The organism is Pontibacter fetidus (genome assembly GCF_010119545.1).
Taxonomy (GTDB): domain Bacteria; phylum Bacteroidota; class Bacteroidia; order Cytophagales; family Hymenobacteraceae; genus Pontibacter; species Pontibacter fetidus.
In genome coordinates, this window is record NZ_JAAEAA010000010.1 from 64576 (window position 1) to 89011 (window position 24436).

The following is a 24436-nucleotide window of genomic DNA, read 5'->3' on the forward strand; positions in this document are numbered from 1 at the left end:
GTTTCTAATTCATCATTGAAATGCTCAGCTTTCCTAGTAAGCAGTTTGCTTGTCTTTGTACTTTTTAAGTTGGCGGCGCATGGCTTCTACGGCTGCGTCAGCGGCTGCCTCAAAAGATGCAGCGTTTTCCTCTGAGTAAAGTGTAGCTCCCGGTACGTATAGTTTTATCTCTACGGTCTTGGTATTAATGCCGTCGCTGTTGTTATGTTTTATAAACACTTCACCTTCCACAATGCGGTCGTAAAATGTCTCCAGTTTATCTACTTTCTGCTGAATAAAATCGGACAGCTGTTGGTCAGCCTCGAAGTGGATGGAATGCATCTGTAACTTCATAGTCGTAAAATTTATTGGTTTAACTTATGCTTTCGGATGAGCTTTCTCGAAGATCGATTTAAGCTTCTCTATTGAGTTATGGGTGTATACTTGTGTAGCTGCCAGGCTGGCGTGGCCCAGCAGATCCTTAATAGCATTCAGGTCAGCGCCTTTGTTAAGCAGGTGCGTAGCAAAGGAATGGCGCAGCACGTGCGGGCTGTTATGTTCTGAAGTTGTTATCAAGCTAATGTATTTTTTGACCACGCGGTATATAAACTTTGGATACAGTGGGCGTGCTTTAGTTGTAACGAGCAGCTTTTCAGAATTGTTATCGCCAAACTCCCTTTTCTTGTGCGCCAGGTAGGTGTTTATACTTTGCCATAAAGAGTCGTTGATAGGGATAATGCGCTCTTTATTGCCTTTGCCCAGCACGCGTACCGTTTTCTGGTACCGGTCTATATCCTGTTCGCTGATACCGATGAGTTCAGCAAGTCGCATACCGGTACCATACAGAAACTCAAGTATAACGCGGTCGCGCTGGCCTTCAAAACTGTCTTCAAACTCAAAGCCATCGAGCAAATTATTAAAAGGTTCTTCTGGCACAAAACCCGGCAACTTTTTAGTTACTTTGGGCGCTTTAATGCGCAGCATCGGGTTAGCCTTTATTCTTTCCTGTGATAAAAGGAATTTATAGTAGGAGCGTAAGCAGGCAATTTTACGGTTGATAGACCGTGGCTGTATGTTTTGTTGTACCAGTGAAAGGATCCAGGAACGGATAATGGTATGGTCGGCCTCAGCCGGATCGGTGATCTCGTAAATCTGGAGTAAGTAATCAGAGAACTGCCCCAGATCGGTGTGGTAGGAGGTAAGGGTGTGCGGGCTGTACCGCTTTTCGTACTGTAGGTACTTAAAAAATAGATCCATAAACTAGTATAGCCGCTTGGTTAAGCAGCTATACCAATTTATGGAAAAATATATTAATTCGGAAATGAATTAGTAGTTATCCTTAGCGAAAAGCGTTTGCTTATACTTAGCTCTTTCCTTCTGCTTTCTTTTAGAAACAGATGGTTTTTCGAAGAATGTTCTGGCTCTCAGCTCTTTCAACACACCAGTTCTTTCGAACTTCTTCTTAAATCTCTTTAATGCACGGTCTACAGACTCGTTATCTTTTACGTTTACAATAATCATGTTTTTGTTTCGCTTCTCTTGGAATTAGGGTTGCAAATTTAATAAACCTTATAGTTAAAAATCAACTATTTAAGCGATTTTTATCTGTTAATATCTAAAATATTCTGAATCAATGGTTTCAGGCTGCAAATATAGCAAAATTTAGCTACCTATTTCAGTACAGCTCTGGAAATTACCAGTTTCTGTATTTCGCTGGTGCCTTCGCCTATTGTGCAAAGCTTAGCATCGCGGTAATACTTCTCGGCAGGGTAGTCTTTGGTAAAGCCATAGCCGCCAAAAATCTGCACGCCTTCATTAGCCACACGCACCGATACTTCAGACGCGTATAGTTTCGCCATCGCCGATTCTTTGTTCACGTTCAGTCCGCGGTTTTTCATGTCGGCTGCCTGATAGGTAAGCAGAGCTGCTGCTTCAATTTCGGTAGCCATATCTGCCAGCTTAAAGGCAATACCCTGGAACGATGAAATTGGCTTGTTGAACTGGCTACGCTCTTTGGAATACTGAAGAGCTGCTTCAAAAGCACCCTGCGCAATACCCAGTGATAGGGCAGCAATAGAAATACGACCACCATCAAGCACTTTCATAGCTTGTATAAAGCCTTCGCCTACGTTGCCTAATATCTGGCTTTTGTGTACGCGGCAATCCTGGAAGATGAGCTCTGTGGTTTCAGAGGCACGCATGCCCAGTTTGTCTTCTTTGCGTCCAGCGCTAAAGCCCGGTGTGCCTTTCTCAATCACAAAAGCCGTCATGCCATGCGAGTCGCCTACTTCGCCGGTACGAACTATAACCACCGCTACATTACCGATTTTACCATGCGTAATAAAGTTTTTAGCACCATTTATCACATAGTAATCACCATCTTCTACGGCTACTGTACGCATGTTGCCTGCATCCGAACCTGTGTTTGGCTCGGTTAAGCCCCATGCACCGATCCATTCGGCAGTTGCCAGTTTAGGCAGGTATTTCTGCTTCTGCTCTTCGTTGCCGAACGCCAGTATATGACCAGTGCAAAGTGAGTTGTGTGCCGCCATCGAAAGACCGATAGAACCATCTATCTTAGAAAGCTCAGTTATAGCAGTAACATACTCCAGGTAACCAAAGCCTGAACCACCATACTCTGTTGGCACTAAAACGCCCATTAGCCCTAGTTCGCCCAACTTCTTGAAAACTTCCACCGGAAATTCCTGGCTTTCGTCCCACTGCATCATGTTAGGTTTAATGTGCTTGGCACCAAAGTCACGAACCATGTCCGCTATCATGCGCTGGTTCTCTGTATATTTTAATTCCATTTATAGTTTGATTGTAGGGTTTTGAGTCGCGTATATAACGGTTTAAAGATCCGCATGTTCACAAAACTATATATTTAAAGGCAAAACGACAATCCGGCTACCTGAAATGGAGTATAATATATTAGGCAAAGTATAGCGTTTTAGGTAGGGCGTTCATTTTGAAAGCGTATTTTAATTGCGTTATTTTGAAGATGCTAAGAACCCAGTTATCTGAACTTTGGGATGGCAATAAAGGTAATTAGCTAAATAGCAGTAAATGAAGCAGTTTTTCAAAAACTTATTTGGGGGAGATACCGCTACGCTGGAATCATTGGGTGCCATTGGGGTAGATATGCACTCGCATATTTTGCCTGGCCTGGATGATGGAGCGGAAACACTGGAGCATTCGCTGGAGCTGGTGCGGGCCATGCAGCAGTTGGGCTACCGAAAACTGATCATGACGCCCCACGTGATGAGCGACTTTTACCGCAACACACCCGAAGGTATACGCGAACGCCTGCACTACCTGAAAGATGCCATTGCCGAAGCCGGTATAGAAATGGAGCTGGGTTGCGCTGCCGAATATTACCTGGATGAAGTGTTTCTGCAGAAGCTAGAGAATAACGAGGAACTGTTAACTTTCGGAGATAAACACCTGCTTTTCGAGACCTCCTTCCTGAACGAGCCGCTTAACCTGCGCGAAGCCATTTTTATGATGCGCTCTAAAGGCTATAAACCGGTAATGGCACACCCAGAACGCTACACCTATTTTTATGGCAAGTTTAACGACCTGGTAGAACTACGTGAGCAAGGCGTATTGCTACAACCAAACCTAAACTCGCTTACAGGATACTATTCGCCGGCGGCAAAAAACGTAGCCGAAAAGTTAATAGACAATGGCCTGGTTGACCTGGTAGGTTCTGATGTGCATAGTTTAAAACACATCGCCGCCCTTAACAGGGTACTAAGTACCAAGTATATCAATAAATTGCTGTCGTTGCCCTTGCTTAACCCGCAACTATAGTTCCTGTCTCCGTTAGCTATACTTCAGAATGATATTTGTAACAGGCGGTAGTGGCCTTATCGGCAGTTTCCTGATACCTGCGCTTCTAGGACAAGGGCATAGCGTGCGTGCGCTTTACCGCGGGCAGGTACCAGCTATACCTATGGCCGAACGTGTAGAGTGGGTAGAAGGAGATATACAGGATCCCGTACTTTTGAGGCAGGCGTTGCAGGATGTACACTACGTTTTCCATAGTGCCGGTTTGGTGTCTTACGACCCGCAGGACAAAGAATTACTGAAGCAGATAAATATAGAAGGCACTGCCAATATAGTAGATGCCTGCCTGGAGGCCGGAAGTATAAAACTGTGCCATGTAAGTTCCATAGCTGCCATTGGCCGCCCCGCTGATGCTGATGTGCTGACTGAAAACAGCAAATGGAACCCGGCAGAAGAACACTCGGCCTATGCCAGCTCAAAACACCTCGGCGAACTGGAAGTATGGCGTGGTATTTCGGAGGGTTTGGATGCAGTTATAGTTAACCCGTCTGTAGTGCTTGGCCCTGCCGACTGGAACCGTAGCAGCACACGTCTCTTTAAATATGTATATAACAAGAACACCTTTTATACAGGCGGTAAAGCTAATTTTGTAGATGTTCGCGATGTAGTGGATGCTATGTTGCAGCTCACGTTCTCGGAAATATCCGGCGAAAGATTTATATTGAATGCGGGGCAGCTGGCTTATAAAGATTTTTTTGAACAGGTGGCAGGCTGTATGCATCGTAAAGCGCCCTCGCGCAGAGTAAACCCGGTGCTGGCAGAACTTGTATGGCGCGCCGAACGGCTCCGCTCATGGCTTACAGGTGCGCGTCCGCTTATCACAAAAGATACGGCCAGAGTGTCCGCAAAAAATCATTTTTTCAGCAATGCAAAGGTGCAGAAGGCCATCGGGTTGGAGTTCAGGGCGTTACCTGAAACTATAGCCTGGACCTGCTCCGAATTACTGCAACAGCAGGCTGTAAAGTAGCTTTTTAGCGCAGCCAACTATAAACTATTTGCCTGTATAAAATGTAATGTAACAAAGGCTGCAAATGCGCAGCCGGATGGGATTTGAGATGAAAGATAATTTTGAAGATAACAGCGAAGAGCTGGATTTGATACAACGTTTCGAGCAGACACTCGAAAACAACGACACTGCTTTCTTTGATATTAACGACTTCGAAGTGATCATAGACCATTACACGGCTAACTTCGAATACAAGAAAGCGCTGACTGCCTGCGATGCAGCCATCGCCCAATACCCTTTTTCTTCGGAACTACAGATAGATAAAGCACAGCTATTGGCCATGTCCGGTAGTTTGGATGACGCGCTTGCGCTTATAAATGAGGTAGCCGAAGTAGAATCAGGTAACCCGGATATACACCTGACGCGTGGCATTATTTTTTCGCAGCGCGGCGAGTACCGTGATGCCATCGATTACTTTAAGAAAGCCCTGGCTTTTGCCGAAGACCGCGACGATATTTACTTTAACATCGGGTTGGCTTACCAGAGCTGGGGTAAATTTGGGTCGGCTATAAAGTACTATAAAAAGTGCATCGAGCTGAACGTAGAGAACGAAGCCGCCATGCAGGAAATAGTATACTGTATGGAAGTGACCGGAACGTTGCGCGAGCACCTGCCATTTTTCCAGAAGTTTGTAGACGATGACCCTTACTCGTATGTGGCGTGGTTTAACTTGGGCAATGTGCTGAATAAAACAGGTGCTTACGACAAAGCTATTGCGGCTTACGATTACTCCACTATCATCAAACCTGATTTTATTACAGCCTATAACAACATGGCCAATGCCTATGTGTTTATTGGTGAATATGTAAAGGCTATCGAAGCGTTTAACGCCATGCTGGAGCACGGAGAGCCGTCGGCAGAAGTATACTGCAACATTGGCGAGTGCTACGAAAAGCTGGAGCAATGGGACCTGTCGCGCCGCTACTACCAGAAATCAGTGGACCTGGACCCGGAAATGGATGAAGCCTGGTTTGGCATTGGGGTGATATTGGATGCGCAGGGCAAGTGGTATGAGGCTGTACATTTCTTTAAGAAAGCAGTTGAACTATACGACGACAGCTCTGATTACTGGGTAGCCCTTGCTGCTGCCGAGTATCATGTAGGCCATGTAGTATCGGCGCTGGAAAGTTATGCACGTGCCGCAGAGATACAGCCAAATGATAAGGACATATACCTGAATTGGTCCATCATTTTGTACGAACAGGGCAATTATGATGAGGCCACTGACATTATTTTAAATGCCATAGAACTGCAGCCAGACGAAGCAGAGCTATATTACAGGGCCTGCGCCTACTTACTTTCTGCAGGAAAATACCGCGAAGCTTACAATTATCTTGAAAATGCCTTAATTTTGGACTTCGAAAAACATAAGCTGTTGTTTGAGTTCTTCCCGGAACTGGAGTCGCAGCGGGCATTAGCCAGATTAATTGATCAGTATCGCAAATAATATCAGATGAACTATACGCTGAATAACCTGCCGGAGCGCGAGCTTAAGCCACGCGAGCGGGGTTTTACCATGGCTATGGACAAAGGCCTGAGTGTACGGGAAGTGGAAGACTTTCTGGATGTAGCCGGAGAATATGTTGACATTGTGAAGCTGGGCTGGGCTACCTCGTATGTGGTGCCTAACCTGCAAAAAAAGCTGGATGCTTACAGAGCTGCCGGTATACCGGTATACTTTGGAGGTACCTTATTCGAGGCTTTTATTGCCCGTAACCAGTTCGAGGACTACCGCCGTATCCTGGACAAGTATCAAATGACTTTTGCAGAAGTATCGGATGGTTCGCTGGAGATGAACCATGAAGAGAAACTGCAGTATATTCAGACATTGGCCGAGCAGGTAACCGTGTTATCAGAAGTAGGTTCTAAAGATGCGGAGAAGATCATTCCGCCTTATAAGTGGATACAGCTGATGCAATCGGAACTGGATGCCGGTGCCTGGAAAGTGATTGGTGAAGCACGCGAAGGTGGTAACGTTGGTTTGTTCCGTTCAACGGGCGAGGTACGTAGCGGTCTGGTTGAAGAGATCCTGACGAAGATCCCGTTTGAGAAGATATTGTGGGAAGCGCCGCAGAAAGCACAGCAGGTATGGTTTATAAAACTACTGGGTGCTAACGTAAACCTTGGTAACATTGCGCCAAGCGAAGTGATACCTTTAGAAACTATCCGATTAGGTCTGCGTGGCGATACCTTCCACCACTTCCTTAACATGGATGATGCCGGCCTGAAAAGTTAATTCAATTCGGATATAAAGTATAAATTGCCCGTTAGTTAAGTCTGGCGGGCAATTTTGTTTTAAGTACAACTATAGCTATATGCATAAGTTTGGTCTGATTGGTAAAAAGCTGGGGCACTCGTTCTCAAAGCGCTACTTTACACAAAAGTTTGAACAGGAAGGTATAACCGATGCGGTTTACGAACTATACGAACTGCCAACTATAGCCGAACTGCCGCAACTGCTGCAAGCAAACCCGGAACTGGTTGGCTTAAATGTAACCGTACCCTACAAAGAAGAAGTTATCCCTTACTTGGATGAGTTGGACGAAACGGCCGCAAGGATAGGCGCCGTAAATACCATTAAAATAACCAACGGTAAAACAAAAGGCTACAACACGGATTATATTGGTTTCAGGGATTCTCTGGAGCGGTTTTACCCCGCAACGAAACACAGCAGGGCTTTAGTATTAGGCACAGGCGGCGCAGCAAAAGCTGTATGCGCGGCACTCCAAAACCTGGATATAAACTATACAATTTTATCACGCACCGCCAAGCCGGGACACTTAACTTATAGTACGCTCACGCCTGAGCGCATGCCACAGTATCAGCTCATAATTAATACCACGCCGCTTGGTATGTATCCTGCTGTAGAAACCTTCCCCGATTTGCCTTATCAGGCTTTAACGCCCCTACATTACCTTTATGACCTGGTGTATAACCCTGAGGAAACACTTTTTTTACAGAAGGGCAAAGCAGTCGGGGCTCAAACTATAAACGGCCTTGCCATGCTACATGGGCAGGCAGAAGCGGCCTGGATGATCTGGCAAAAGGCCTAAAACGAAATGCAATTTATTTTTAGCAAAATAGTTGGCAATTGTTGTAACATAAGGCGTGCAGGTGCTCGTAAAAGCCTGATAAACAGAGCCACCCTAACCACCCTTTACCATGACGCAGCTAACCACCCTTAAGCAGAAAACACACACCTTAAATGCCGAAATTTACGCTTTATACCTATCGTACCGCGATGTGCGTGTAAAGTGGTATGTGCGCCTGCTTTTAGCTGTTGCCATTGGCTATGCCATTAGCCCGATAGACCTGGTGCCTGATCTGGTGCCGGTTTTCGGGTTTCTGGATGATGTGGTAGTCGTTACGCTGGGGCTGGGTTTTTCGTACCAGTTAATTTCGAAGCTGGTGCTGGACCAGGCCCGCATACAAGCTTATGAAACATTGGGCGGTGTAGCAGGCAGCGGCATTACAGCTTACAAAATTATTGGGTACGTGTGGATGCTGGTAGCTACTGTGGTGGCCGTACTGGTATATAAAATGTTTTTCCTGGGAATAGCCTGACAGTTTTAGATAAATTTGCTTTTAAAGGCGCAGCTGTAACAGGCTGCGCTTTTTATTTTATGGGTTTAGCTACCACTTTTGCCGCTTCGTCGATAATCTTGATTTTCAGTTTCTTGGTATAGCACTACAATCGCTGATATTTCTTACATTTACTTGTCGTAAGTATACTGACCACTTTATACTTAGGCTACATTATACCCTGTAAGAAATATTTACCCGGCCTTGCAACCTTTGCCCGGAAATTGGGCTCATGTGAGTAAGAGCTGTAAACAGTCAGCAGTTGAAACTTTTTACCAGTAACAAGTCAGAAGAGGAAAAGCTTATTGATGGGTGCATTGCCGGCAAACGGGATATGCAGCGTCTCCTCTACGACCTGTATGCTAAAAAGATGATGATGGTCTGTATGCGTTACGCTCCTACAACTTTTGAGGCAGAAGATATTGTGCAGGAGGGTTTTGTGAAAGTGTTTGCCAACATCCAGAACTTTAAAAAGGATTGCCCGCTGGAGTTCTGGGTCAGGAAAATTATCGTAAACACGGCCCTGAAATACCTGCGGCAAAAATCGCTGCTTACCGTATCGCATGAAACAGAGGAAGTGGAGAACATAAGCTCCGGCAACTATAACCTGAACGATTATAGTATGGATGAATTACTAAGCATGATCCAGAGCCTGGCGCCGCGTTACCGCATGGTGTTTAACCTCTATGCCATCGAAGGGTACAACCATAAAGAGATCGGGGAGATGCTCGAGATCTCGGAAGGTACATCAAAATCTCAGTATTCAAGAGCACGGGCTATACTTCAGAATATGCTCTTAAGCCAGGATAAACCATATCAAGAGAATGTCATCACCAGATAATAAAGATTACGGAGATCTGGAGCAGGCCATGTGGCGCCGCTTTCAGGATGCGGAAGCTATGCCGGATCCGGAGGTCTGGTCGCGCATAGACCATGCGCTTGCCATGCAGGACAATGAGAAGTATAAAAAACGCGCATTGTTTTACAGGCAACTGGCGGCTGCATGTTTTATACTTTTTGTGCTTTCCGGGTCGGCGTTGGTACTACATTTTAAGCAGGACCAGGAACAGGAGCTACTTGCCTCAGCAGAACAACCGCAGCCACAAACTAAGGCACCCATTGCTGGCAACGCAACTATAAATTCAACTCCAACTACCGAAGCAGCCCAGCCATCCGGAAATTATACTTTGCCCAAAGCTGAAGAAGGAACTATAGCTGCCAATGCACAGGTACCATCAACAAACTATAGTTATGCTGAACCTGAGGAAGAGGCTACTCTGTTCAGTAGGAATTCTAAAGCAAGCAACAAATCAGTTCAAAATAACGCCGGACAAAACTATACTACTGTAGCAGCTACTACTGCAACTATGGCTACGCAACCAGGCGTTTATAGTGCTGGGCAATTGGCAGCTACCACTGCAAATAATGCGGTTCCTTCAGTTACCGGCTCACAAGTGCAAGGCTATATGCCAGCAAGCCAGGCTATAGCTGTTGTGCCGGATACCTATACAAGCCCTACTGTTTTAAATCCGCTTTTGCGCCGTAATGCAACACTTGGCTCCATAGCAGCAGGCGGGAATGTGCCGGAAAGTGCAGTGCAGCAAAAGCAGGATGAGCTCTTACTTGCCTTAAATAAGCCGACAGAAAGTGAAACAGCTGAGAAAGCTACCAAAAACAGCCGTTGGAATGTAGGAATGGGTGTGGCATCGTCTTATTTTACACAGAATGTTGATATACCGGAACAGTATCTGGCCGCTTCTGATGGAAGACCGGGTATAATGCGCCATACAGGCCCGATTGTTTCGGTAGAGACAGCAGAAAACCTGGTGAATGCCTATAAAGAGTTTGAAGATAATACACAGGCCGCCAATGCGATAAATGTAGATGCCAAAGCCGGCTTCAGGCTGAACAAGCGTTTTAAGGTATTAGCTGGACTTGGATATAGTAAAAACACCTCTAAAACCAGAACGAGCTATATTGTAGAGCAATTTTTGTTTAATCCCCGAAACAATGAGCGGTCCAAGCTTAAGCCAACTACGGTTTTCCTGCCATCGCTGCACACGTTTACTACCGACTCGGTGAGTGTAATAAAAACCAAAGAGCCGTTTAATGTAGACTATAGTTACCAGATGTTGTCTGTGCCACTGGAAGTGCAGGTAGAGGGTGCTATAGGGCAGAAATGGTTTTGGTACGCACATGGCGGTGGCGCTGCAAACGTTATCATGCAATCAACTATAAAAGCGGATAACCCCGAAATAGCTGATGTAAGCTACGGCCCTGGTGATGATTCGCCGTTCCGGAAAGTACAGTTCTCGGGCAATGCAGGGTTGGGCCTGGGCAAGCGGCTGACTGATGCCGTCAGCATTTCGTTCGGTCCGGAATACCGTCATTTCTTTTCGTCGCTGCTAGCCAGCGAGTACGCCAACGCCAAACAAGGCAAACCCTACACTATAGGTGTAAACATGGGTATAAATTATATGCTGGGCCAGGCAGGCAAATAATACATAAATTTTTTAGAGCTGGTGCAACCATCAGCCGCGTTACCGACTCTTGATAGTAGAAGAAGGGCAACAGCACTTTTAACCGTCTGTTCTAACCAAACCCCTGTACTACTAAAACTATGAAGAAAATGCGCCCGGTACCTGTAGCATTCTCTGATGTTACAGCTATAGTGAAAGCAAATTTGTCCGGTTGGTATATGCTGTTGGCCCTTCTCCTTTTTTCGTTGTTTATGTCGGGTTGCGATATAATGCAGCAGGAAGAAGAAGAAAAACTGGATGGCTGTTTCCCGACTACTGATTGTGTGCTGCAGGGCACTGCCGTAACTATAGCCTGTGGATATGGCGCATTTCAGAACACCTGGCTGCAACTAAACGATACCACTTACCTGCAACCCTGGGTAAATGCTACGGCAGTGCAAACCCTTAAGCCTGGGCAAAAATATAGTTTTGGTTACATAGAGGTAGAACGCGATAACAGGTACGATAACATCTATACCTGCATGGCTGCCCTACCCAAAGCTAAAATTATAAAGCTTACCTGTCTGCAACCTGTTGCGGGCACAGCAAACTAAACGCACCTAACCTATAGCTATGAAAAAAAGCAGTTGCGGGACTACATTAGTCCTTCTGTTGGTTGTGCTTTGTTTAAGCTGCCAGACCGATGACCAGATATATCCGAATGCAATTGCCCCGTCTAATAAATTAGCAATGCTGGGCAGATGGAGCATAGCAAAGATAGCTTACAAGGTGTGCCGCAAAAACAGTTGTAACACCACAAACTATAGCGGTGCTGCCAAAGATTATTTCGAGTTCAGGGCTGACAGTGCCTTTTTAAACTATACCACTGACAGTAACCGGCAGTTCGATGCTTTTAAAGCAGACTATAGCTCACCGGAAGCAATTGTGTTAACCCGTGGGTTTTGGTCGGCAAAGTATATAGTTAAGGAAAACCAGCCTGGCAAGTTGGTGCTGGAATGCGTTTACATGGGCAAAGACCCTTATGCCACTTTTACAGATACTTATTATTTATATCAATAGCTTACCAGTTTATACTTCTGCGCAATCCGTTAGTACACTATAAAACATGAAAAATTCTTTTAAAATACTTTTTCTGTACCTAACACTGGCACTGCTTACAGTTAGCTGCCAGAAAGAAGAAGACCCGACCCCAGCCTGCCTGCAAGTAGAAGTGATCGGGGCGGATTGCGACTCGAGCTGGTACATTCTTAAAATAGAAGGTGCTGATGCAAATGGCCAGCAGGGTAATTACCTGGGGCAGTTGCAGAACGGGTACGTGACTACTGATAACCTGCCGGAAGCATACAGGCAACCGGGCACAAAACTGGAGGCAGCCCTGGAACTGAACGGGGAATATGGCCCACGCTGTGTAACGGTAACCGTAATGTACCCGGCCGTAAAAGTAACCCGCGTGTGCCAGCCGGCACGGTCGCAGGGCTAACTATAAACTATAGTTTAACGCCAGGTTACGTATTGATTTTGAATTATTAAAACTGACTGACTTGGAAATGCCTGTTGCTTTGCGGCAGGCTTTTTTTGTGCGTTCAAATTTATACTTATAGTTACCAGATTATGTTTGTAAAAGCTAAACTTACGTACAGTTTCAGATGTTATACTTTATCGTTAATTTCGTAAAACCGACGAATGGATTTTAAGCTAACATCAGAGTTTCAGCCGACCGGCGACCAGCCCAAAGCTATTGCAAAACTCACAGAAGGAGTAAATAATGGAGAGCCTGCTCAGGTTTTACTGGGTGCCACCGGTACCGGTAAAACCTTTACCATGGCTAACGTTATCAAAAATACGGGCAAGCCAACACTGGTACTTTGCCATAACAAAACACTGGCCGCGCAGCTATACGGCGAGTTCAAACAGTTCTTCCCCGATAATGCGGTAGAGTATTTTATTTCTTACTACGACTACTACCAGCCCGAAGCCTACATTGCCTCATCCGATGTATTTATCGAGAAAGATCTTGCTATAAATGAGGAGATCGAGAAGCTGCGTCTGCATACTACTTCGGCACTGCTTTCGGGGCGCCGTGATGTGATTGTGGTGGCATCGGTGTCGTGTATCTATGGTATCGGTAACCCCGAAGAGTTTGGGAAGAACGTTTTGCACCTGGCCCCTGGGCAACGCTATAGTCGCAATAACCTGCTTTATACGTTTGTGCAGATACTTTACAGCCGCACCGAAGCCGAGTTTACACGTGGAACATTCCGGGTGAAAGGCGATACGGTTGATATTTTCCCGGCTTATGCAGACTTCGCTTACCGTTTTTATTTCTTTGGAGATGAACTGGAGCAGATACACCGCATTGACCCGGCTACTGGTAAGAAACTAGCCGACGAAAAAGCCATCACCTTATATCCTGCTAACCTCTTTGTTACCGGAAAAGACACGCTGCAGCAAGCCATTTCGGAGATACAGTACGACATGGTAGCGCAGCACGATTATTTTTTACGTGAAGACAGGCCTGTTGAAGCCAAGCGCATAAAGGAACGCACCGAGTTCGACCTGGAAATGATACGTGAACTAGGCTACTGTTCCGGTATCGAGAACTATTCCCGTTACTTCGACCGTCGTTCGCCGGGTGCACGCCCGTTCTGTTTGCTTGATTATTTTCCGGATGATTACCTGATGGTGATTGACGAGAGCCACGTAACGGTGCCACAGGTGCGCGCTATGTGGGGCGGCGACAGATCCAGGAAAGTAGCTTTGGTGGAGTATGGTTTCCGGTTACCGGCTGCTATGGACAACCGCCCGCTTACCTTTAACGAGTTCGAAAGTATGATGAAGCAGGTGGTGTTTGTAAGTGCAACGCCCGGCGACTACGAAATACAGAAATCGGAAGGTGTTATAGTTGAGCAAATCATCCGCCCAACCGGTTTACTTGACCCTGTGATTGAAGTGCGCCCAAGTACCAATCAGGTGGATGACCTGCTGGATGAGATTGATGAGCGCGTGAAAGAAGGTGCCCGTGTGCTGGTAACAACACTTACCAAACGCATGTCGGAGGAGCTGGCCAAGTACCTGGAGAGGCTGAACATAAAAGTAAAATACCTGCACTCCGAAGTAAAAACCCTGGACCGTGTAGAGATTTTGCGGGAGCTGCGCTTAGGTGTAATTGATGTACTGATAGGCGTTAACCTACTGCGCGAAGGTCTGGATTTACCGGAAGTAAGTCTGGTTGCTATATTGGATGCAGATAAAGAAGGCTTTTTGCGTGACCAGCGCTCGCTGATACAGACTATGGGCCGTGCCGCACGTAACGAGAAAGGCAAAGTTATTATGTACGCCGACCGCATGACGGGCTCTATGCAGCGTGCCATAGATGAGACCAATCGCCGTCGTGCTACCCAGATGGCCTATAATGAGAAACACGGCATTACGCCACGCACTATACTTAAGACAAGCGACGAGATTCTGGAGCAGACATCGGTTGCTGATAACATTAAGAAAGAAGTGAAAATGTATGCCGGTCCGGAGGAAGTGTCTATAGCGGCTGAACCTGTGATACAGATGATGAAGAAAGATGAGTTGGAGAAGCTCATCAAAAAAACAGAGAAGCAAATGGAAGCTGCTGCCAAAGACCTCGACTTTTTGCAGGCTGCCAAGTACAGAGACGAACTAACAGAACTCCGCAACCTGCTTAAGACAAAAAGAGACTAGGCTATAGTTAGAAAGTTTAGAAGTTAAAAAGTTAGAAAGTTAGAAAGTTGTGTTTATAGAGATGCTGTAGTTTGCGTCTTACTAACGAGGGTTCTAAAATCAAAAGCACCTATAGTTTGGCTATAGGTGCTTTTTGTTGTAGGCTAGTCATCCCTGTCATCTTCAAAGTAGGACTTTATTTGCTCACGTAAAACAATACTTTTGAACCACGCATTGCTGAGTGTCCCCCTTTGAAGGGGGTAGGGGGATGATGTACTTTATTGTATCAACAATTATTGCGGTAAAAGCACTTTGTCGATTACGTGGATGACGCCGTTTGATGTTGGGATGGAAGCAACGATGTTAGCACCATTTACAGTAACTTTGCCATCTTTTACGCCCATCGTAACACGGCCACCGTTTACCTGGCCCAGGCTCTGGCCATCTTCAAAGCTGTCTGCATTCAGGATACCAACATACACATGGTATTGCAGAATATTGCGTAGGTCGCTTCGTTTTTCAGGTTTTAATAAACCCTCTACAGTGCCCGCAGGCAGTTGCTCGAAAGCAGCGTTTGTAGGTGCAAATACTGTAAACGGCCCTGCATTTGTAAGCACATCTACCAACTCGGCTGTTTTTACGGCAGTTACCAGCGTGGTGTGGTCCGGAGACGAGGCTGCTACCTGCACTACGTTTTTCTGAGACTCGTCGTCCTGCACTGCTGATTGTCCGCCTGCAGCTGCTTCGGTTTCTGTCGCTTCCTGTTGTGGTTCAGTAGTTGCGGTTTGTTGTTCTGATGAATTGCAAGATGCCAGCATAGCGCCCATGGCTATTACTACGGCAAGAGTTACCTTTTTCATACTGTAAGTTTTAATAGTTAAAGACAATACAATATTGGCTCTTAAAATGGTCTTATAGTATGACGTAGGTTACTATCAAAAATGACTTTTGTTATAATTTTTGGAAAAAATGAAGAAAGGGTGTTTGAGACTAACGTCATTTGAATATATTGCTCTCTCTATCTATTATGAATAAGTCTTAATTATATATTAATGATTATGCAACGTAGGATTATACATTTTTTCCTGATTACAACAGCTTTAGCCACTGTCATTCTTTTCTATTATATGGATAAGCGTGTTATCTATAAGGCTTATGAGAATAGAAGCGCATTGGGCGAAATAACGATGTACTTGTTGGGGTTAAGTATTTTGCTTCAGGCATTGACACATTTGGTGCTGGCAGTTATTAATACCATAAAACTTATACAAAAGAAAGATGCCAGATATAAGCATAGGTTATACTGTCTTGGCCTTGGGCTAGGATTTGCAGGGACTTGGTTTGTAGTTATGCGCAAACTAGCTAACAATGGCACCGAAGATTTTTTCTGGGGTCCGCTTGATACCGGATTGGTGTTTATAGGTATTTGCGCCTGTATCGTTAACTTCCTTTATCTTAAAACTACTCATACCAATAAAACAAAAGCGGCAATTACAAAACAGGAAAGCGTAATAGCTTAACTATACCGGAAAGGACTACAGCAACAGTAGTCCTTTTTCGCGCAGTTCAAACCAGGTAGGTGATGCCAGGAACTCATCAAAAGTAAGATGTGCTTCTGCCGGGTAACTCTCCTGCAGCTGCTTCAAACTATAGGCTTCGGCGCTTTCCAACGAAACTTTTTCTATAGTATCCACAAGCCACTGGCCTATAGTTGCGGTTGTTTTTACCTGGAAGTCTTCGCCTTTTTCGTAGAAGGTAAGTTCGCAGCGCTCTATGGTCTGGCCTTTTCGGGCTACCATGGTAAAGTCTATTTCCGGGATGCTTCCCAGCCATAGTACGCGGGCGTTCATGCGGGTACTGTCGGGGCGGTGCGGCTGTGCGATGGCACTGCTTATGAGATCCGGTTTTATAGTTGTACCAGGAATCTTAAAATCGAACCAGAACGAGAGCGGCTCTTCCAGTCCTACACTATGCATGTAGTTGTAAAGTGATTTATTTAAGCCAGCGCTGAACAAACTATGGTCGGTACCTTTCGGGTCGTTGTGCCACAGGTCGTTGTAAGCAAAGCCGCCTTCTTCGGGGCCCACTTTCACCACGCCATACTTTTCGGGGTTCTTGCCGATCGGGCTATGGGCTGTCATGCTGAAACGGTGCCAGTAACCGGATTGAATTACGTTATTCTCGAACAACTGCCGCACTACTTCCAAGGAGTCAACTGTTTCCTGGGTAGTTTCGGTCGGGAAGCCATACATCAGATAGGCGTGCACCATAATGCCGGCTTGCGTAAAGCTGTCGGTTACGCGGGCTACCTGCGCTATCGTTACGCCTTTTTCCATCAAAGCCAGTAATCGGTCCGAAGCTACTTCCAATCCCCCCGAAACGGCAATACAACCCGACTCAGCCAATAAACGGCACAGGTCGGGCGTAAAAGTCTTTTCGAAACGGATATTTCCCCACCAGCTTATTTTTACACCACGGCGCAACAGTTCAATGGCCATGTCGCGGAGCGGAGCAGGCGGTGCTGCCTCATCCACAAAATGGAATCCGGTCTGGCCAGTCTGGGCAATGATCTCTTCAATTCTATCTACCAGTAAGGTTGCCGGTGCCACATCGTAACGGCGGATATAATCGAGGGTAATGTCGCAGAAGGAGCAGCGTTTCCAGTAGCAGCCGTGCGCTACGGTCAGTTTGTTCCAGCGGCCGTCGCTCCACAGGCGGTGCATTGGGTTCACCACATCTATCACCGACAGGTAATCTTTTATCGGCAGGCCGTTATAGTCGGGCGTGCCTACTTCGGTGTGTGGTATATCCGGGTCGGTGCAGTTGTTGATGTAGGTAACCTCGCCATTTTGCAGCATAAACGTGCGTTGCAGGTTTTCTGCTTCGCGTTTGCCCTGCAGGTATTCAATCAGTTTCAGCCACGGACCTTCACCATCATCCAGCGTTACAAAATCGATGTACTTGAACAGGCGCGGTTCTTTTAGCCCACGGAGCTCAGTGTTCGGGTAGCCGCCGCCCATGGCCGTTTTTATAGTTGGGTAGTTCGTTTTGATATGCTGCGCCAGCCGTAAACCGCCATACAAGTTACCCGGAAAAGGAATAGAGAAACCAACTATAGTTGGCTGTACCTGCTGCAAGTGCTCTTCCAGAATCTCTAATAAAAACTGGTCTACCAGGTTCGGTTCCTGCTGCAGTTCTTCTTCCAAAGGGTCGAACGACGTGGCCGACAAAGCCAGTTTTTCGGCGTAGCGGCTGAAAGCAAAGTAAGGGCAGACAGTTTCTTTGATCAGGTCACCGAGATCTTCTAAGTACAGCGTAGCCAGGTAACGTGCCCTGTCTGTAATGCCCATGCTGCCAAACGCATATTCCAGGTCTTCCACCTGGTCAAATCGAGATCCTTCAGGTAAATAACGGCTGTAGCTGATCTGCTGGGCTATCGTTAAATCTTTGTTCTGCAGAAAACGGATGACCGGCTCCACCGTGTTCAGGTACTCGCGTTTCAGCTTCAAAATCCGGAAACTGTTATCCGATAACTCATAGTCGCCCGCTTCAATAGCTCCAAATATTTTTGACAGACCTGCTTTGGAGAACATGCGCAATACCAACTCAATGCCCAGATCAGCCTGCGCCACGTTGAAGCCCTGTCCGCGCAAAAAGCCGGTTAAGTAGGCCGTAGCCGGGTAAGGTGTATTCAGCTGGGTAAGTGGTGGCGTTATGAGCAGTATGGTGGGCGTAGTTTCCAAAGTATAAAAATTAAAGTATAAGCCTGTCCTGCAAAAGTACAGATTTTATGGCATAGTGTTTTGAAACAGCTGAAAGGTAGCCGCGGGTTCAGTTCTATAGGTAAGATGTAGGCTATAGTTGAGGCAAGCTTCTTCGCTTGTAGCAAACTATAGTTTGGGCATCCCGGCTTAGTCGAATCTGAGATTCGACTTTATAGTTCGTCACGGAAATAATTTCCGAGCCAGGAATGAGAGGCGACCCGGGTGTCGGAAATAATCTGAAACTATAGGTTAGCGGCCTGCTGCTTTGTTTACGGCGTAGTTTACAGCAGGCACAATACCCAGCACAGTTATCGAGATCATGAAGAAGATAACGAAAAAGGAATTAAACCAGCGAACTATAAAATCAGATGGAATGCCGAAGGTATAGAGCTCCAGGGCAGACGCAAGCAAAATACTGATGATCAGGATGACCAGCAGTTTGGTTTTAAGTTGTGCAGAGATAAGCGCCTTCTTCATGGGTGGTTAAACTATAGCTGCAAAGGTACAACCGGCAACTATAGTTGGGCAACTTATGAGTGGCCTTTTTGTGCTTCCTCCTCCTCGCGCTGCTGGCTGCTTTTGTTAGTTGTAGTTGCTTTCGCCTGCGGTGGCGCAGACGGTGTTTGCTGTTTTACTCTATTGATGTCAGAAGAATCGTCTTTGCTGGTTTCTTTACGTGGGTCTACGGGTTTGTTCTGTTTCATAGCTATTGGTTATAGAGGTTTATACTGCTCATACGGTTTTGGGGAGCACGGGGATAACTAACTATAAATTGAATGCGGTCGTAGAAAAGGTATGTTAAACAGAACAATACAACTATGAATAGCAAACCATTAAAAACGATACTGTTAGCTGCCTTTTTTGCCGGTGGCTTATCTATAACTGCCTGCGATACCGGCCAGCGCCCCGGCGAGGCAAATACCGAAGACAGCGACCACGTAGAAGAAGGCTCGATGAACGAAGGGTATAACTCAGACGAAAGCAATACAGATACCACTGACATGGCTGCACCTTACAACGATGCCGAAGGAGCTGTACACGCCGGTGATGGTAAAAGTGATGGTGTTGACAGAGAGGATGTTGATGAAAAGCAATAAAGCAATATATTTTTGTCTTTATTAAAAGGAAGTGTAATGTAAGTTATACTTCCTTTTTTTGTAGGGCTTTGGTAAAGACCTGGCGCTTGCGCAGGTCATGCTATAGTTGATCTTTTTTCATGTCGAGCGTCAGCCGAGGGATCTATCTCAGCTTATAGTTGAAGTTTATAGTTCGTCATTTCGAACAGCGTGAGAAATCTGAATCCTATAGTTGCAATCTATACTTACTCATACCAAACATTTTCTTTCATAGCTACTTCCAATCCTGGGAGCTCTACTTGCCTATCGTTTCAATTACACTTTGGTGCCCTCACGGCCGGGAGGCCTCGTCTTCGGGCATCGCGCTGTGTACATTTCTTTTTCTCGTGCCTCTAAATGGCTGCGCCACCAGAAATCTACAAGGCGCTCAACCCAAAGACTGATATCAATTCGATAGTTACCTGTATCTATAGTTTGAACTGGTAAGCTTCGAGATTGATCGTGGCTATAGTTCCGTAGGGACAGGTCGAGACCTGTCCGATCTTGGACTGCAACTATAGAACTATAGTTTAAAAATTGGTAAGGCAGAAATTCCCCTCTTGAGAGGGGCAGGGGTGTGTTATAGTAAAGTCTTAACGTATCTTCTCACAAGATCCTTCCAGGATGACAAAAGAAAAGTAGCAGAAACTCCCTCTCCTGTTTTGGGGGTAGGGGCCCTCTTTAAAAGGAGAGGGCTGGGGTGAGGTAAAAACTCCCCCCTTGACTACCGAGAACGAGAGTTGGAAAGTAGTGGGCATTGCTCTGAGGGGTTAGGGGTGGCTGGACCACGGCAACTATAAAATTATAAACCCGAAACAAAAAAAGCTGCTCCCATTACAGAAGCAGCTTTCACTAAACAACCAACTTTACTTAATTAAAAACAAAGCCATTAGGTCCGATTCCGGCTTTAAACTCTTGTAGTTTCGTGCCGGTTGGGCTATAGATAAACACAGTTCCATCGCTGCTGAAGTTATTGTTGTCGGAGCCATAGATGTTTCCTGTTTCAGGGTCTACTTCCATGCCGTAAAAGCTGCGGCCAAGCACAACGGTAGAGGTCAGTTGGGTTGCCGTTACTGCCTGCGAGTACGTTTTGCCCAGGTAAGTATAGTACAGCTTATCGCCGGCGCCGTTTACAGACAGGTTTTTAGGAATGCTCTGATTGCTTGGGAAAGTATAGGTAGTTTCGATGGCATTGGCTGTTGTGTTGAGCTTCGCTAGCGCGCCTGGTGTCGTTTTCGTGTAATCTATCGCAGACCAGTCGTCGGTATACACAACTTTGCCCGAACACAGTACCCAGATGTGGTTGTTTTTGTCCTGCACAAATTCTGATGGGCTGTCAGGAGTTTCGAACGTATTTTCGACCACGTCGGTAGCCGTGTTTATGACCGAAACAGTATTGCCGCCGCTGTTGGCTACATAAAGTTTGCCATTTGCCAGTATCAGTTGCTCTGGCATAGCACCAACAGGAATTGTTTTAATAACAGTATTGGTTTCAAGATTGATGACAGATACACGGCCGTTTCCACCAAAAGCTACCCATTCTGTTACATAGCCTTTGTTATGATTTAAGGCAGCAAAATAGCGCGGCGATTTCAGGCCCTGTATAGTTCCTACAGATTTGAAGGTCTGCTTTTCTACTACCTCTATTTTATTGCTATTATTGGCAACTATGTAGGCATGGTCTTCAAACAGCGTCATCGATTGAACCACATCGCCAAGCAGCTGGTCATCGTTGTTTTTACTGAAAATGTCGTTCTCAAAATGGCTGCTGGCTTTGTGGTAAAAAGATACAGAACCATTGGGTGTACCAAAATTGCCTTCGTTTACTATAAAAACGCCTTTCCCGGATAACGAGAAGGGTTCTTCAGTGTCGGAGCTGTCGCAACTGGTAAATACAAAAGTGCTTGTAAAGAGCAGAACAGCCAGGTAAAAGCTGCGGAACAAGGGAGTATTTTTCATTTTTATAGTTTTAGATAATTATAGTTAAGGAATGATGAATCGTAAACTGAAAGTATAGCCACGGGGCGGCATAGCACGGTAAGCCATGGTCTGGTAAACCGTGTTGGTAATGTTCTCTGTCCGAAGCGAAAGGATAAGCTTACATTGGTTCAGGTGTAATTGCTTGCTAAGAGCAGCATTTATCAGTATAAAACTTTCGAGGGGCCTGGTTTCGGAGTTGGTAGTATAGCGCAGGCCAGTATAGTTCAAATCGGTGTGCAGTTGCCAGTTTTTATAGGTAAGGCCGGTTGCTACCACGGCCTTGTGGCGTGGCACATACATCAGTTGCCTGCCTTTGTCGCCCTGGCCCTCGTACACTGCCACCTGCTCCGACGAAGTATAAGTATAGCCCGCCGAGCCGGTAAGTTTCAGGGTTCCTATAGTTGCTGTCAGTTGCTGGCTTAGTTCCAGGCCCATTGCCCGTACTTTTTGCAGATTTATAGGTCGCCAGCGTCCGGTTTCATCCTCCGTCCATTGTATCCAGTCGTCAACCAGCATGTGGTAGGTGGTGGCTTCGGTTTCCAAGAGCAGCGTGTTGCCAACTATAAACAGGTGGCGCAAGCCGGCTTCTTTGCTCCAGCCTTGTTCTGGTTTAAGGGTAGGGTTGCCGGCGCCGACCCAAAAGCGGTCGTTTAAGGTAGGCACGCGGTAGCTGCCCGATACATTTCCTTTTAAAAACAACTGGTGTTGGGCCTGTTGGTAAAATTTCCAGTTAAAGCCCAGGGCTGGCGTAGGAGCGGGGTTATAGTCTGTTACAAAAGCCTGGCGCAGGTTCAGGCTCAGGTCTATAGTTTGGGTAGGGTCGTAACGGAAAAGCGCGAATAAAGCTGCCCTGTTCTCCTGTTCTGTTTGGGCATAACCATCATTTTCAGCTACAAAGTGTTGCAGGTTTACGCCACCGCGCAGGCTCCAGTTTTTGCCTTTGGTATAGGTCTGTTCAGCCTGCAATTGGTAGGTCTGCACATCGGCTACAGAGTTTGTTGCGTCATCCGTATAGTTCAGGAAATCTTTAAAGTAAGCCAGCTTTACATCCGTAGTTCCCCAGTTGCCATCGTGTTGCAATTGCGTTAGCAGGCGCAGGTTTTTGTCGAGCTGTTCTGCGCCGCTTGCCGAGCCCATGGCCGGCTGTAGTTCCCGGTCGGTAAAGGTGTACCAGGCATGCAGGCCTATTTTAGTACCTGGTGTTAATTGCCAGGTAAGGTCCTGGGTAAAACCGTATTGTTGCTGGGCAGCATGGTCCTGGGTGCGCTCCGGCTTACCTGCCCGCGAGAGATCTTTGTACATGAAATCATTCTCAGCAGATTTGTGGTAAGCGCCTATGCCCACCTGTAGTTTATCGTTGCCATAGCTGATGCGGCCATTACTGAAGTAGCTGCTGATATCGCTGCATGAAAGTCCGGATTTTGTAAAGTTGCCTTCAAAAGCACCAAACTGCTGTTGCAGGTCTAGCCCGAACCCTTTGGTAGTATAGGTTGGAGAGTTCAGCAAAACAGCTCCCCCAATAGCCCCGCTGCCATATGTGGCGCCCGCCGACCCGCTTTGTACCGAAACATCTCCAAATCCGCTCAGCGGCAGCGTCGAAAAATCAGATTGCCCCAGGGTAGGTAAGCCAATGTTCAGCCCGTTCCAGAGCACGGCCGTTTGCGAAGCGTTGGTTCCCCTAAACGATACACTCGAAAGTCCGCTTACGCCATAGCTTTTGAAATAAACGGGTGTGCGTGCCTGCAGGGCATCGGCCAGTGAACTACTGGTGTAGGTTTGCAGGTAGGCGCTGTCTATAGTTGTAACGCGGCTGCCGGCGGAATATACTTCGGCAGGTTTGCCAAAAACATGAACGCTTTGCAGCTGGTAATGCGAGGTATCCTGTTGCGCCAAAGCGGGGCAGGCAACTATAGCCAGAACTATAAAAAGTAAAATGCGGTTTGCCACAACTATAATGCTTTCATCCCGAAGCATACTTATGGGCCAGAAACGTGTGCAGCAAAAGCCAGGCTTGGCATAAACTGTGCAGCTCTTTACCCGAAAGCATACGACAAATAGTGTCCGGACTGGCAGGTCTCCTGGCTCTCTTCAGTTAGCCCGCCTTCCCATACGGTTTGTTGTACAGTGGCTTTGGTGTTGAGCTAACCCCTTTTATGAAGAATACAGTTGCGGGAACAGCACAGGTATTGCACCTGTTTCCCTTTTAAGGCCGGAACTACAGACTATAGTTACAGCCACCAATCGGGAGCAAATGTAATGAATAATTATTAATGAAGAATGAATTATCACGAGTGAATAATGAATAATAAAGCAAAAGACGAATGTTTACTTTGGAAGGATTAATGCGTACCAAGGTTCAATAGCAATTAGTCATTACTAATTAATCATTAAAAATTGAAGCTTACAAAAGACTTTTACACCCGCCCCGATGTGGTGCACGTAGCGCAGGAACTGCTGGGCAAATACCTGTATACCGCTATAGATGGCATGCTGACCGGCGGTATGATTGTGGAGACAGAAGCATATTCGGGGGAGAATGACCGTGCCTGCCATGCGCATTTAAACCGCCGCACCGCCCGCACCGAAATTATGTACCACGAAGGTGGTGTGGCTTATGTGTACCTGGTGTATGGCATCTATAACCTGTTCAACATCATTACAAACGTAGAGGGCAAAGCCGATGCAGTTTTGATAAGAGCCATAGCGCCGGAAATTGGCACAGAAGAAATGCTGCTGCGCCGGAATATGCCAACTATAAAACCTAACCTTACGGCTGGGCCGGGCGTGCTAAGTATAGCCCTGGGCATTAAACGCAAACATTATGGCGAAGACCTGACCGGCAACACCATCTGGCTTGAAGATAAAGGCATCACCATTCCCGAAGAAGAAATAATGGCTGTTCCACGTGTGGGCATAGACTACGCCGGCGACGATGCCCTGCTTCCGTGGCGATTTTATGTGAAAGGCAGCAAATGGGTAAGCAAAAAATAA

General features: G+C 46.3%; 25 protein-coding genes and 1 riboswitch. Of the genes, 15 read left to right on the top strand and 10 right to left on the bottom strand.

Annotated elements, in window-relative coordinates:
* Positions 1 to 33: 33 nt before the first annotated feature.
* The 4 genes from hpf to GWO68_RS09240 all read right to left on the bottom strand — a co-directional run bounded on the left by hpf (position 34) and on the right by GWO68_RS09240 (position 2789).
* On the bottom strand, positions 34 to 333 hold the full coding sequence (hpf, locus tag GWO68_RS09225) for a ribosome hibernation-promoting factor, HPF/YfiA family (protein ID WP_162346154.1): 300 nt from the start codon (positions 331 to 333) through the stop codon (positions 34 to 36).
* Between the two features lie 24 nt (positions 334 to 357).
* Entirely contained in the window at positions 358 to 1236 is an 879-nt protein-coding gene (locus GWO68_RS09230) for a tyrosine-type recombinase/integrase (protein WP_162346155.1), read from the bottom strand.
* A gap of 69 nt (positions 1237 to 1305) precedes the next feature.
* On the bottom strand, positions 1306 to 1500 hold the full coding sequence (rpsU, locus tag GWO68_RS09235) for a 30S ribosomal protein S21 (RefSeq protein ID WP_162346156.1): 195 nt from the start codon (positions 1498 to 1500) through the stop codon (positions 1306 to 1308).
* Positions 1501 to 1649: 149 nt separating this feature from the next.
* On the bottom strand, positions 1650 to 2789 hold the full coding sequence (locus GWO68_RS09240) for an acyl-CoA dehydrogenase family protein (protein ID WP_162346157.1): 1140 nt from the start codon (positions 2787 to 2789) through the stop codon (positions 1650 to 1652).
* 256 nt (positions 2790 to 3045) lie between these two features.
* On the opposite strand from GWO68_RS09240, the gene GWO68_RS09245 reads away from it, so the two are divergent.
* The 12 genes from GWO68_RS09245 (at position 3046) to uvrB (ending at position 14607) form a co-directional block, all read left to right on the top strand.
* Positions 3046 to 3792 (top strand): tyrosine-protein phosphatase, encoded by a 747-nt coding sequence (locus GWO68_RS09245; protein ID WP_162346158.1) that lies wholly within the window; start codon positions 3046 to 3048, stop codon positions 3790 to 3792.
* A gap of 28 nt (positions 3793 to 3820) precedes the next feature.
* On the top strand, positions 3821 to 4795 hold the full coding sequence (locus GWO68_RS09250) for an NAD-dependent epimerase/dehydratase family protein (protein WP_162346159.1): 975 nt from the start codon (positions 3821 to 3823) through the stop codon (positions 4793 to 4795).
* 64 nt (positions 4796 to 4859) lie between these two features.
* On the top strand, positions 4860 to 6281 hold the full coding sequence (locus GWO68_RS09255) for a tetratricopeptide repeat protein (protein ID WP_235942007.1): 1422 nt from the start codon (positions 4860 to 4862) through the stop codon (positions 6279 to 6281).
* A gap of 6 nt (positions 6282 to 6287) precedes the next feature.
* Positions 6288 to 7070 carry a phosphosulfolactate synthase gene (locus tag GWO68_RS09260; protein ID WP_162346160.1) on the top strand — a complete coding sequence of 261 codons (783 nt, stop codon included), beginning with the start codon at positions 6288 to 6290 and terminating at the stop codon, positions 7068 to 7070.
* 79 nt (positions 7071 to 7149) lie between these two features.
* Positions 7150 to 7887, top strand: coding sequence for a shikimate dehydrogenase family protein (locus GWO68_RS09265; protein ID WP_162346161.1), 738 nt, complete (start codon positions 7150 to 7152; stop codon positions 7885 to 7887).
* 109 nt (positions 7888 to 7996) lie between these two features.
* Positions 7997 to 8398, top strand: coding sequence for a YkvA family protein (locus tag GWO68_RS09270; RefSeq protein WP_162346162.1), 402 nt, complete (start codon positions 7997 to 7999; stop codon positions 8396 to 8398).
* A 280-nt stretch (positions 8399 to 8678) separates the two neighbouring features.
* A complete protein-coding gene (locus GWO68_RS09275; RefSeq protein ID WP_162346163.1) occupies positions 8679 to 9257 on the top strand; it encodes an RNA polymerase sigma factor in 579 nt (192 codons plus the stop codon).
* On the top strand, positions 9241 to 10917 hold the full coding sequence (locus GWO68_RS09280; RefSeq protein WP_162346164.1) for a hypothetical protein: 1677 nt from the start codon (positions 9241 to 9243) through the stop codon (positions 10915 to 10917). The genes GWO68_RS09275 and GWO68_RS09280 overlap by 17 nt, the downstream gene beginning before the upstream one ends.
* Positions 10918 to 11036: 119 nt before the next feature.
* Entirely contained in the window at positions 11037 to 11489 is a 453-nt protein-coding gene (locus tag GWO68_RS09285) for a hypothetical protein (protein ID WP_162346165.1), read from the top strand.
* 19 nt (positions 11490 to 11508) lie between these two features.
* Entirely contained in the window at positions 11509 to 11955 is a 447-nt protein-coding gene (locus GWO68_RS09290) for a hypothetical protein (RefSeq protein WP_162346166.1), read from the top strand.
* Between the two features lie 46 nt (positions 11956 to 12001).
* Positions 12002 to 12376 carry a hypothetical protein gene (locus GWO68_RS09295; protein WP_162346167.1) on the top strand — a complete coding sequence of 125 codons (375 nt, stop codon included), beginning with the start codon at positions 12002 to 12004 and terminating at the stop codon, positions 12374 to 12376.
* 203 nt (positions 12377 to 12579) lie between these two features.
* Positions 12580 to 14607: an excinuclease ABC subunit UvrB gene (gene uvrB / locus GWO68_RS09300; RefSeq protein ID WP_162346168.1), complete on the top strand. Its 2028-nt coding sequence runs from the start codon at positions 12580 to 12582 to the stop codon at positions 14605 to 14607.
* Positions 14608 to 14879: 272 nt separating this feature from the next.
* Here uvrB and GWO68_RS09305 read toward each other — a convergent pair whose 3' ends face one another.
* Positions 14880 to 15446 carry a fasciclin domain-containing protein gene (locus GWO68_RS09305; protein ID WP_162346169.1) on the bottom strand — a complete coding sequence of 189 codons (567 nt, stop codon included), beginning with the start codon at positions 15444 to 15446 and terminating at the stop codon, positions 14880 to 14882.
* 198 nt (positions 15447 to 15644) lie between these two features.
* Here GWO68_RS09305 and GWO68_RS09310 point away from each other — a divergent pair, with 198 nt between their 5' ends.
* A complete protein-coding gene (locus GWO68_RS09310) occupies positions 15645 to 16106 on the top strand; it encodes a hypothetical protein (RefSeq protein ID WP_162346170.1) in 462 nt (153 codons plus the stop codon).
* 15 nt (positions 16107 to 16121) lie between these two features.
* Here GWO68_RS09310 and GWO68_RS09315 read toward each other — a convergent pair whose 3' ends face one another.
* The 3 genes from GWO68_RS09315 to GWO68_RS09325 all read right to left on the bottom strand — a co-directional run bounded on the left by GWO68_RS09315 (position 16122) and on the right by GWO68_RS09325 (position 19054).
* On the bottom strand, positions 16122 to 18329 hold the full coding sequence (locus GWO68_RS09315) for a B12-binding domain-containing radical SAM protein (protein WP_162346171.1): 2208 nt from the start codon (positions 18327 to 18329) through the stop codon (positions 16122 to 16124).
* A 270-nt stretch (positions 18330 to 18599) separates the two neighbouring features.
* Positions 18600 to 18827, bottom strand: coding sequence for a DUF2798 domain-containing protein (locus GWO68_RS09320; protein ID WP_162346172.1), 228 nt, complete (start codon positions 18825 to 18827; stop codon positions 18600 to 18602).
* 53 nt (positions 18828 to 18880) lie between these two features.
* A complete protein-coding gene (locus GWO68_RS09325; protein WP_162346173.1) occupies positions 18881 to 19054 on the bottom strand; it encodes a hypothetical protein in 174 nt (57 codons plus the stop codon).
* Between the two features lie 114 nt (positions 19055 to 19168).
* Here GWO68_RS09325 and GWO68_RS09330 point away from each other — a divergent pair, with 114 nt between their 5' ends.
* Positions 19169 to 19447 (top strand): hypothetical protein, encoded by a 279-nt coding sequence (locus GWO68_RS09330; protein ID WP_162346174.1) that lies wholly within the window; start codon positions 19169 to 19171, stop codon positions 19445 to 19447.
* Positions 19448 to 20335: 888 nt separating this feature from the next.
* Here GWO68_RS09330 and GWO68_RS09335 read toward each other — a convergent pair.
* Together GWO68_RS09335 and GWO68_RS09340 are read right to left on the bottom strand one after the other, a co-directional pair.
* Positions 20336 to 21424, bottom strand: coding sequence for a YncE family protein (locus GWO68_RS09335; RefSeq protein WP_162346175.1), 1089 nt, complete (start codon positions 21422 to 21424; stop codon positions 20336 to 20338).
* 24 nt (positions 21425 to 21448) lie between these two features.
* Positions 21449 to 23419, bottom strand: a complete 1971-nt coding sequence (locus GWO68_RS09340) for a TonB-dependent receptor (protein ID WP_162346176.1) — start codon at positions 23417 to 23419, stop codon at positions 21449 to 21451.
* A 77-nt stretch (positions 23420 to 23496) separates the two neighbouring features.
* A riboswitch (cobalamin riboswitch) is annotated at positions 23497 to 23702 on the bottom strand.
* Between the two features lie 137 nt (positions 23703 to 23839).
* On the opposite strand from GWO68_RS09340, the gene GWO68_RS09345 reads away from it, so the two are divergent.
* A complete protein-coding gene (locus tag GWO68_RS09345; protein ID WP_162346177.1) occupies positions 23840 to 24436 on the top strand; it encodes a DNA-3-methyladenine glycosylase in 597 nt (198 codons plus the stop codon).

Excerpts from the sequence above, each read along its gene's own strand:
- GWO68_RS09240 (WP_162346157.1), bottom strand. The coding sequence starts at position 2,789 with ATGGAATTAAAATATACAGAGAACCAGCGCATGATAGCGGACATGGTT.
- GWO68_RS09290 (WP_162346166.1), top strand. The coding sequence starts at position 11,509 with ATGAAAAAAAGCAGTTGCGGGACTACATTAGTCCTTCTGTTGGTTGTG.
- uvrB (WP_162346168.1), top strand. The coding sequence starts at position 12,580 with ATGGATTTTAAGCTAACATCAGAGTTTCAGCCGACCGGCGACCAGCCC.
- GWO68_RS09335 (WP_162346175.1), bottom strand. The coding sequence starts at position 21,424 with ATGAAAAATACTCCCTTGTTCCGCAGCTTTTACCTGGCTGTTCTGCTC.
- GWO68_RS09305 (WP_162346169.1), bottom strand. The coding sequence starts at position 15,446 with ATGAAAAAGGTAACTCTTGCCGTAGTAATAGCCATGGGCGCTATGCTG.
- GWO68_RS09255 (WP_235942007.1), top strand. The coding sequence starts at position 4,860 with ATGCGCAGCCGGATGGGATTTGAGATGAAAGATAATTTTGAAGATAAC.
- rpsU (WP_162346156.1), bottom strand. The coding sequence starts at position 1,500 with ATGATTATTGTAAACGTAAAAGATAACGAGTCTGTAGACCGTGCATTA.
- GWO68_RS09245 (WP_162346158.1), top strand. The coding sequence starts at position 3,046 with ATGAAGCAGTTTTTCAAAAACTTATTTGGGGGAGATACCGCTACGCTG.
- GWO68_RS09230 (WP_162346155.1), bottom strand. The coding sequence starts at position 1,236 with ATGGATCTATTTTTTAAGTACCTACAGTACGAAAAGCGGTACAGCCCG.
- GWO68_RS09295 (WP_162346167.1), top strand. The coding sequence starts at position 12,002 with ATGAAAAATTCTTTTAAAATACTTTTTCTGTACCTAACACTGGCACTG.
- GWO68_RS09285 (WP_162346165.1), top strand. The coding sequence starts at position 11,037 with ATGAAGAAAATGCGCCCGGTACCTGTAGCATTCTCTGATGTTACAGCT.
- GWO68_RS09330 (WP_162346174.1), top strand. The coding sequence starts at position 19,169 with ATGAATAGCAAACCATTAAAAACGATACTGTTAGCTGCCTTTTTTGCC.
- GWO68_RS09325 (WP_162346173.1), bottom strand. The coding sequence starts at position 19,054 with ATGAAACAGAACAAACCCGTAGACCCACGTAAAGAAACCAGCAAAGAC.
- GWO68_RS09280 (WP_162346164.1), top strand. The coding sequence starts at position 9,241 with ATGTCATCACCAGATAATAAAGATTACGGAGATCTGGAGCAGGCCATG.
- GWO68_RS09265 (WP_162346161.1), top strand. The coding sequence starts at position 7,150 with ATGCATAAGTTTGGTCTGATTGGTAAAAAGCTGGGGCACTCGTTCTCA.
- GWO68_RS09270 (WP_162346162.1), top strand. The coding sequence starts at position 7,997 with ATGACGCAGCTAACCACCCTTAAGCAGAAAACACACACCTTAAATGCC.
- GWO68_RS09260 (WP_162346160.1), top strand. The coding sequence starts at position 6,288 with ATGAACTATACGCTGAATAACCTGCCGGAGCGCGAGCTTAAGCCACGC.
- GWO68_RS09320 (WP_162346172.1), bottom strand. The coding sequence starts at position 18,827 with ATGAAGAAGGCGCTTATCTCTGCACAACTTAAAACCAAACTGCTGGTC.
- GWO68_RS09310 (WP_162346170.1), top strand. The coding sequence starts at position 15,645 with ATGCAACGTAGGATTATACATTTTTTCCTGATTACAACAGCTTTAGCC.
- GWO68_RS09340 (WP_162346176.1), bottom strand. The coding sequence starts at position 23,419 with ATGCTTCGGGATGAAAGCATTATAGTTGTGGCAAACCGCATTTTACTT.
- GWO68_RS09250 (WP_162346159.1), top strand. The coding sequence starts at position 3,821 with ATGATATTTGTAACAGGCGGTAGTGGCCTTATCGGCAGTTTCCTGATA.
- hpf (WP_162346154.1), bottom strand. The coding sequence starts at position 333 with ATGAAGTTACAGATGCATTCCATCCACTTCGAGGCTGACCAACAGCTG.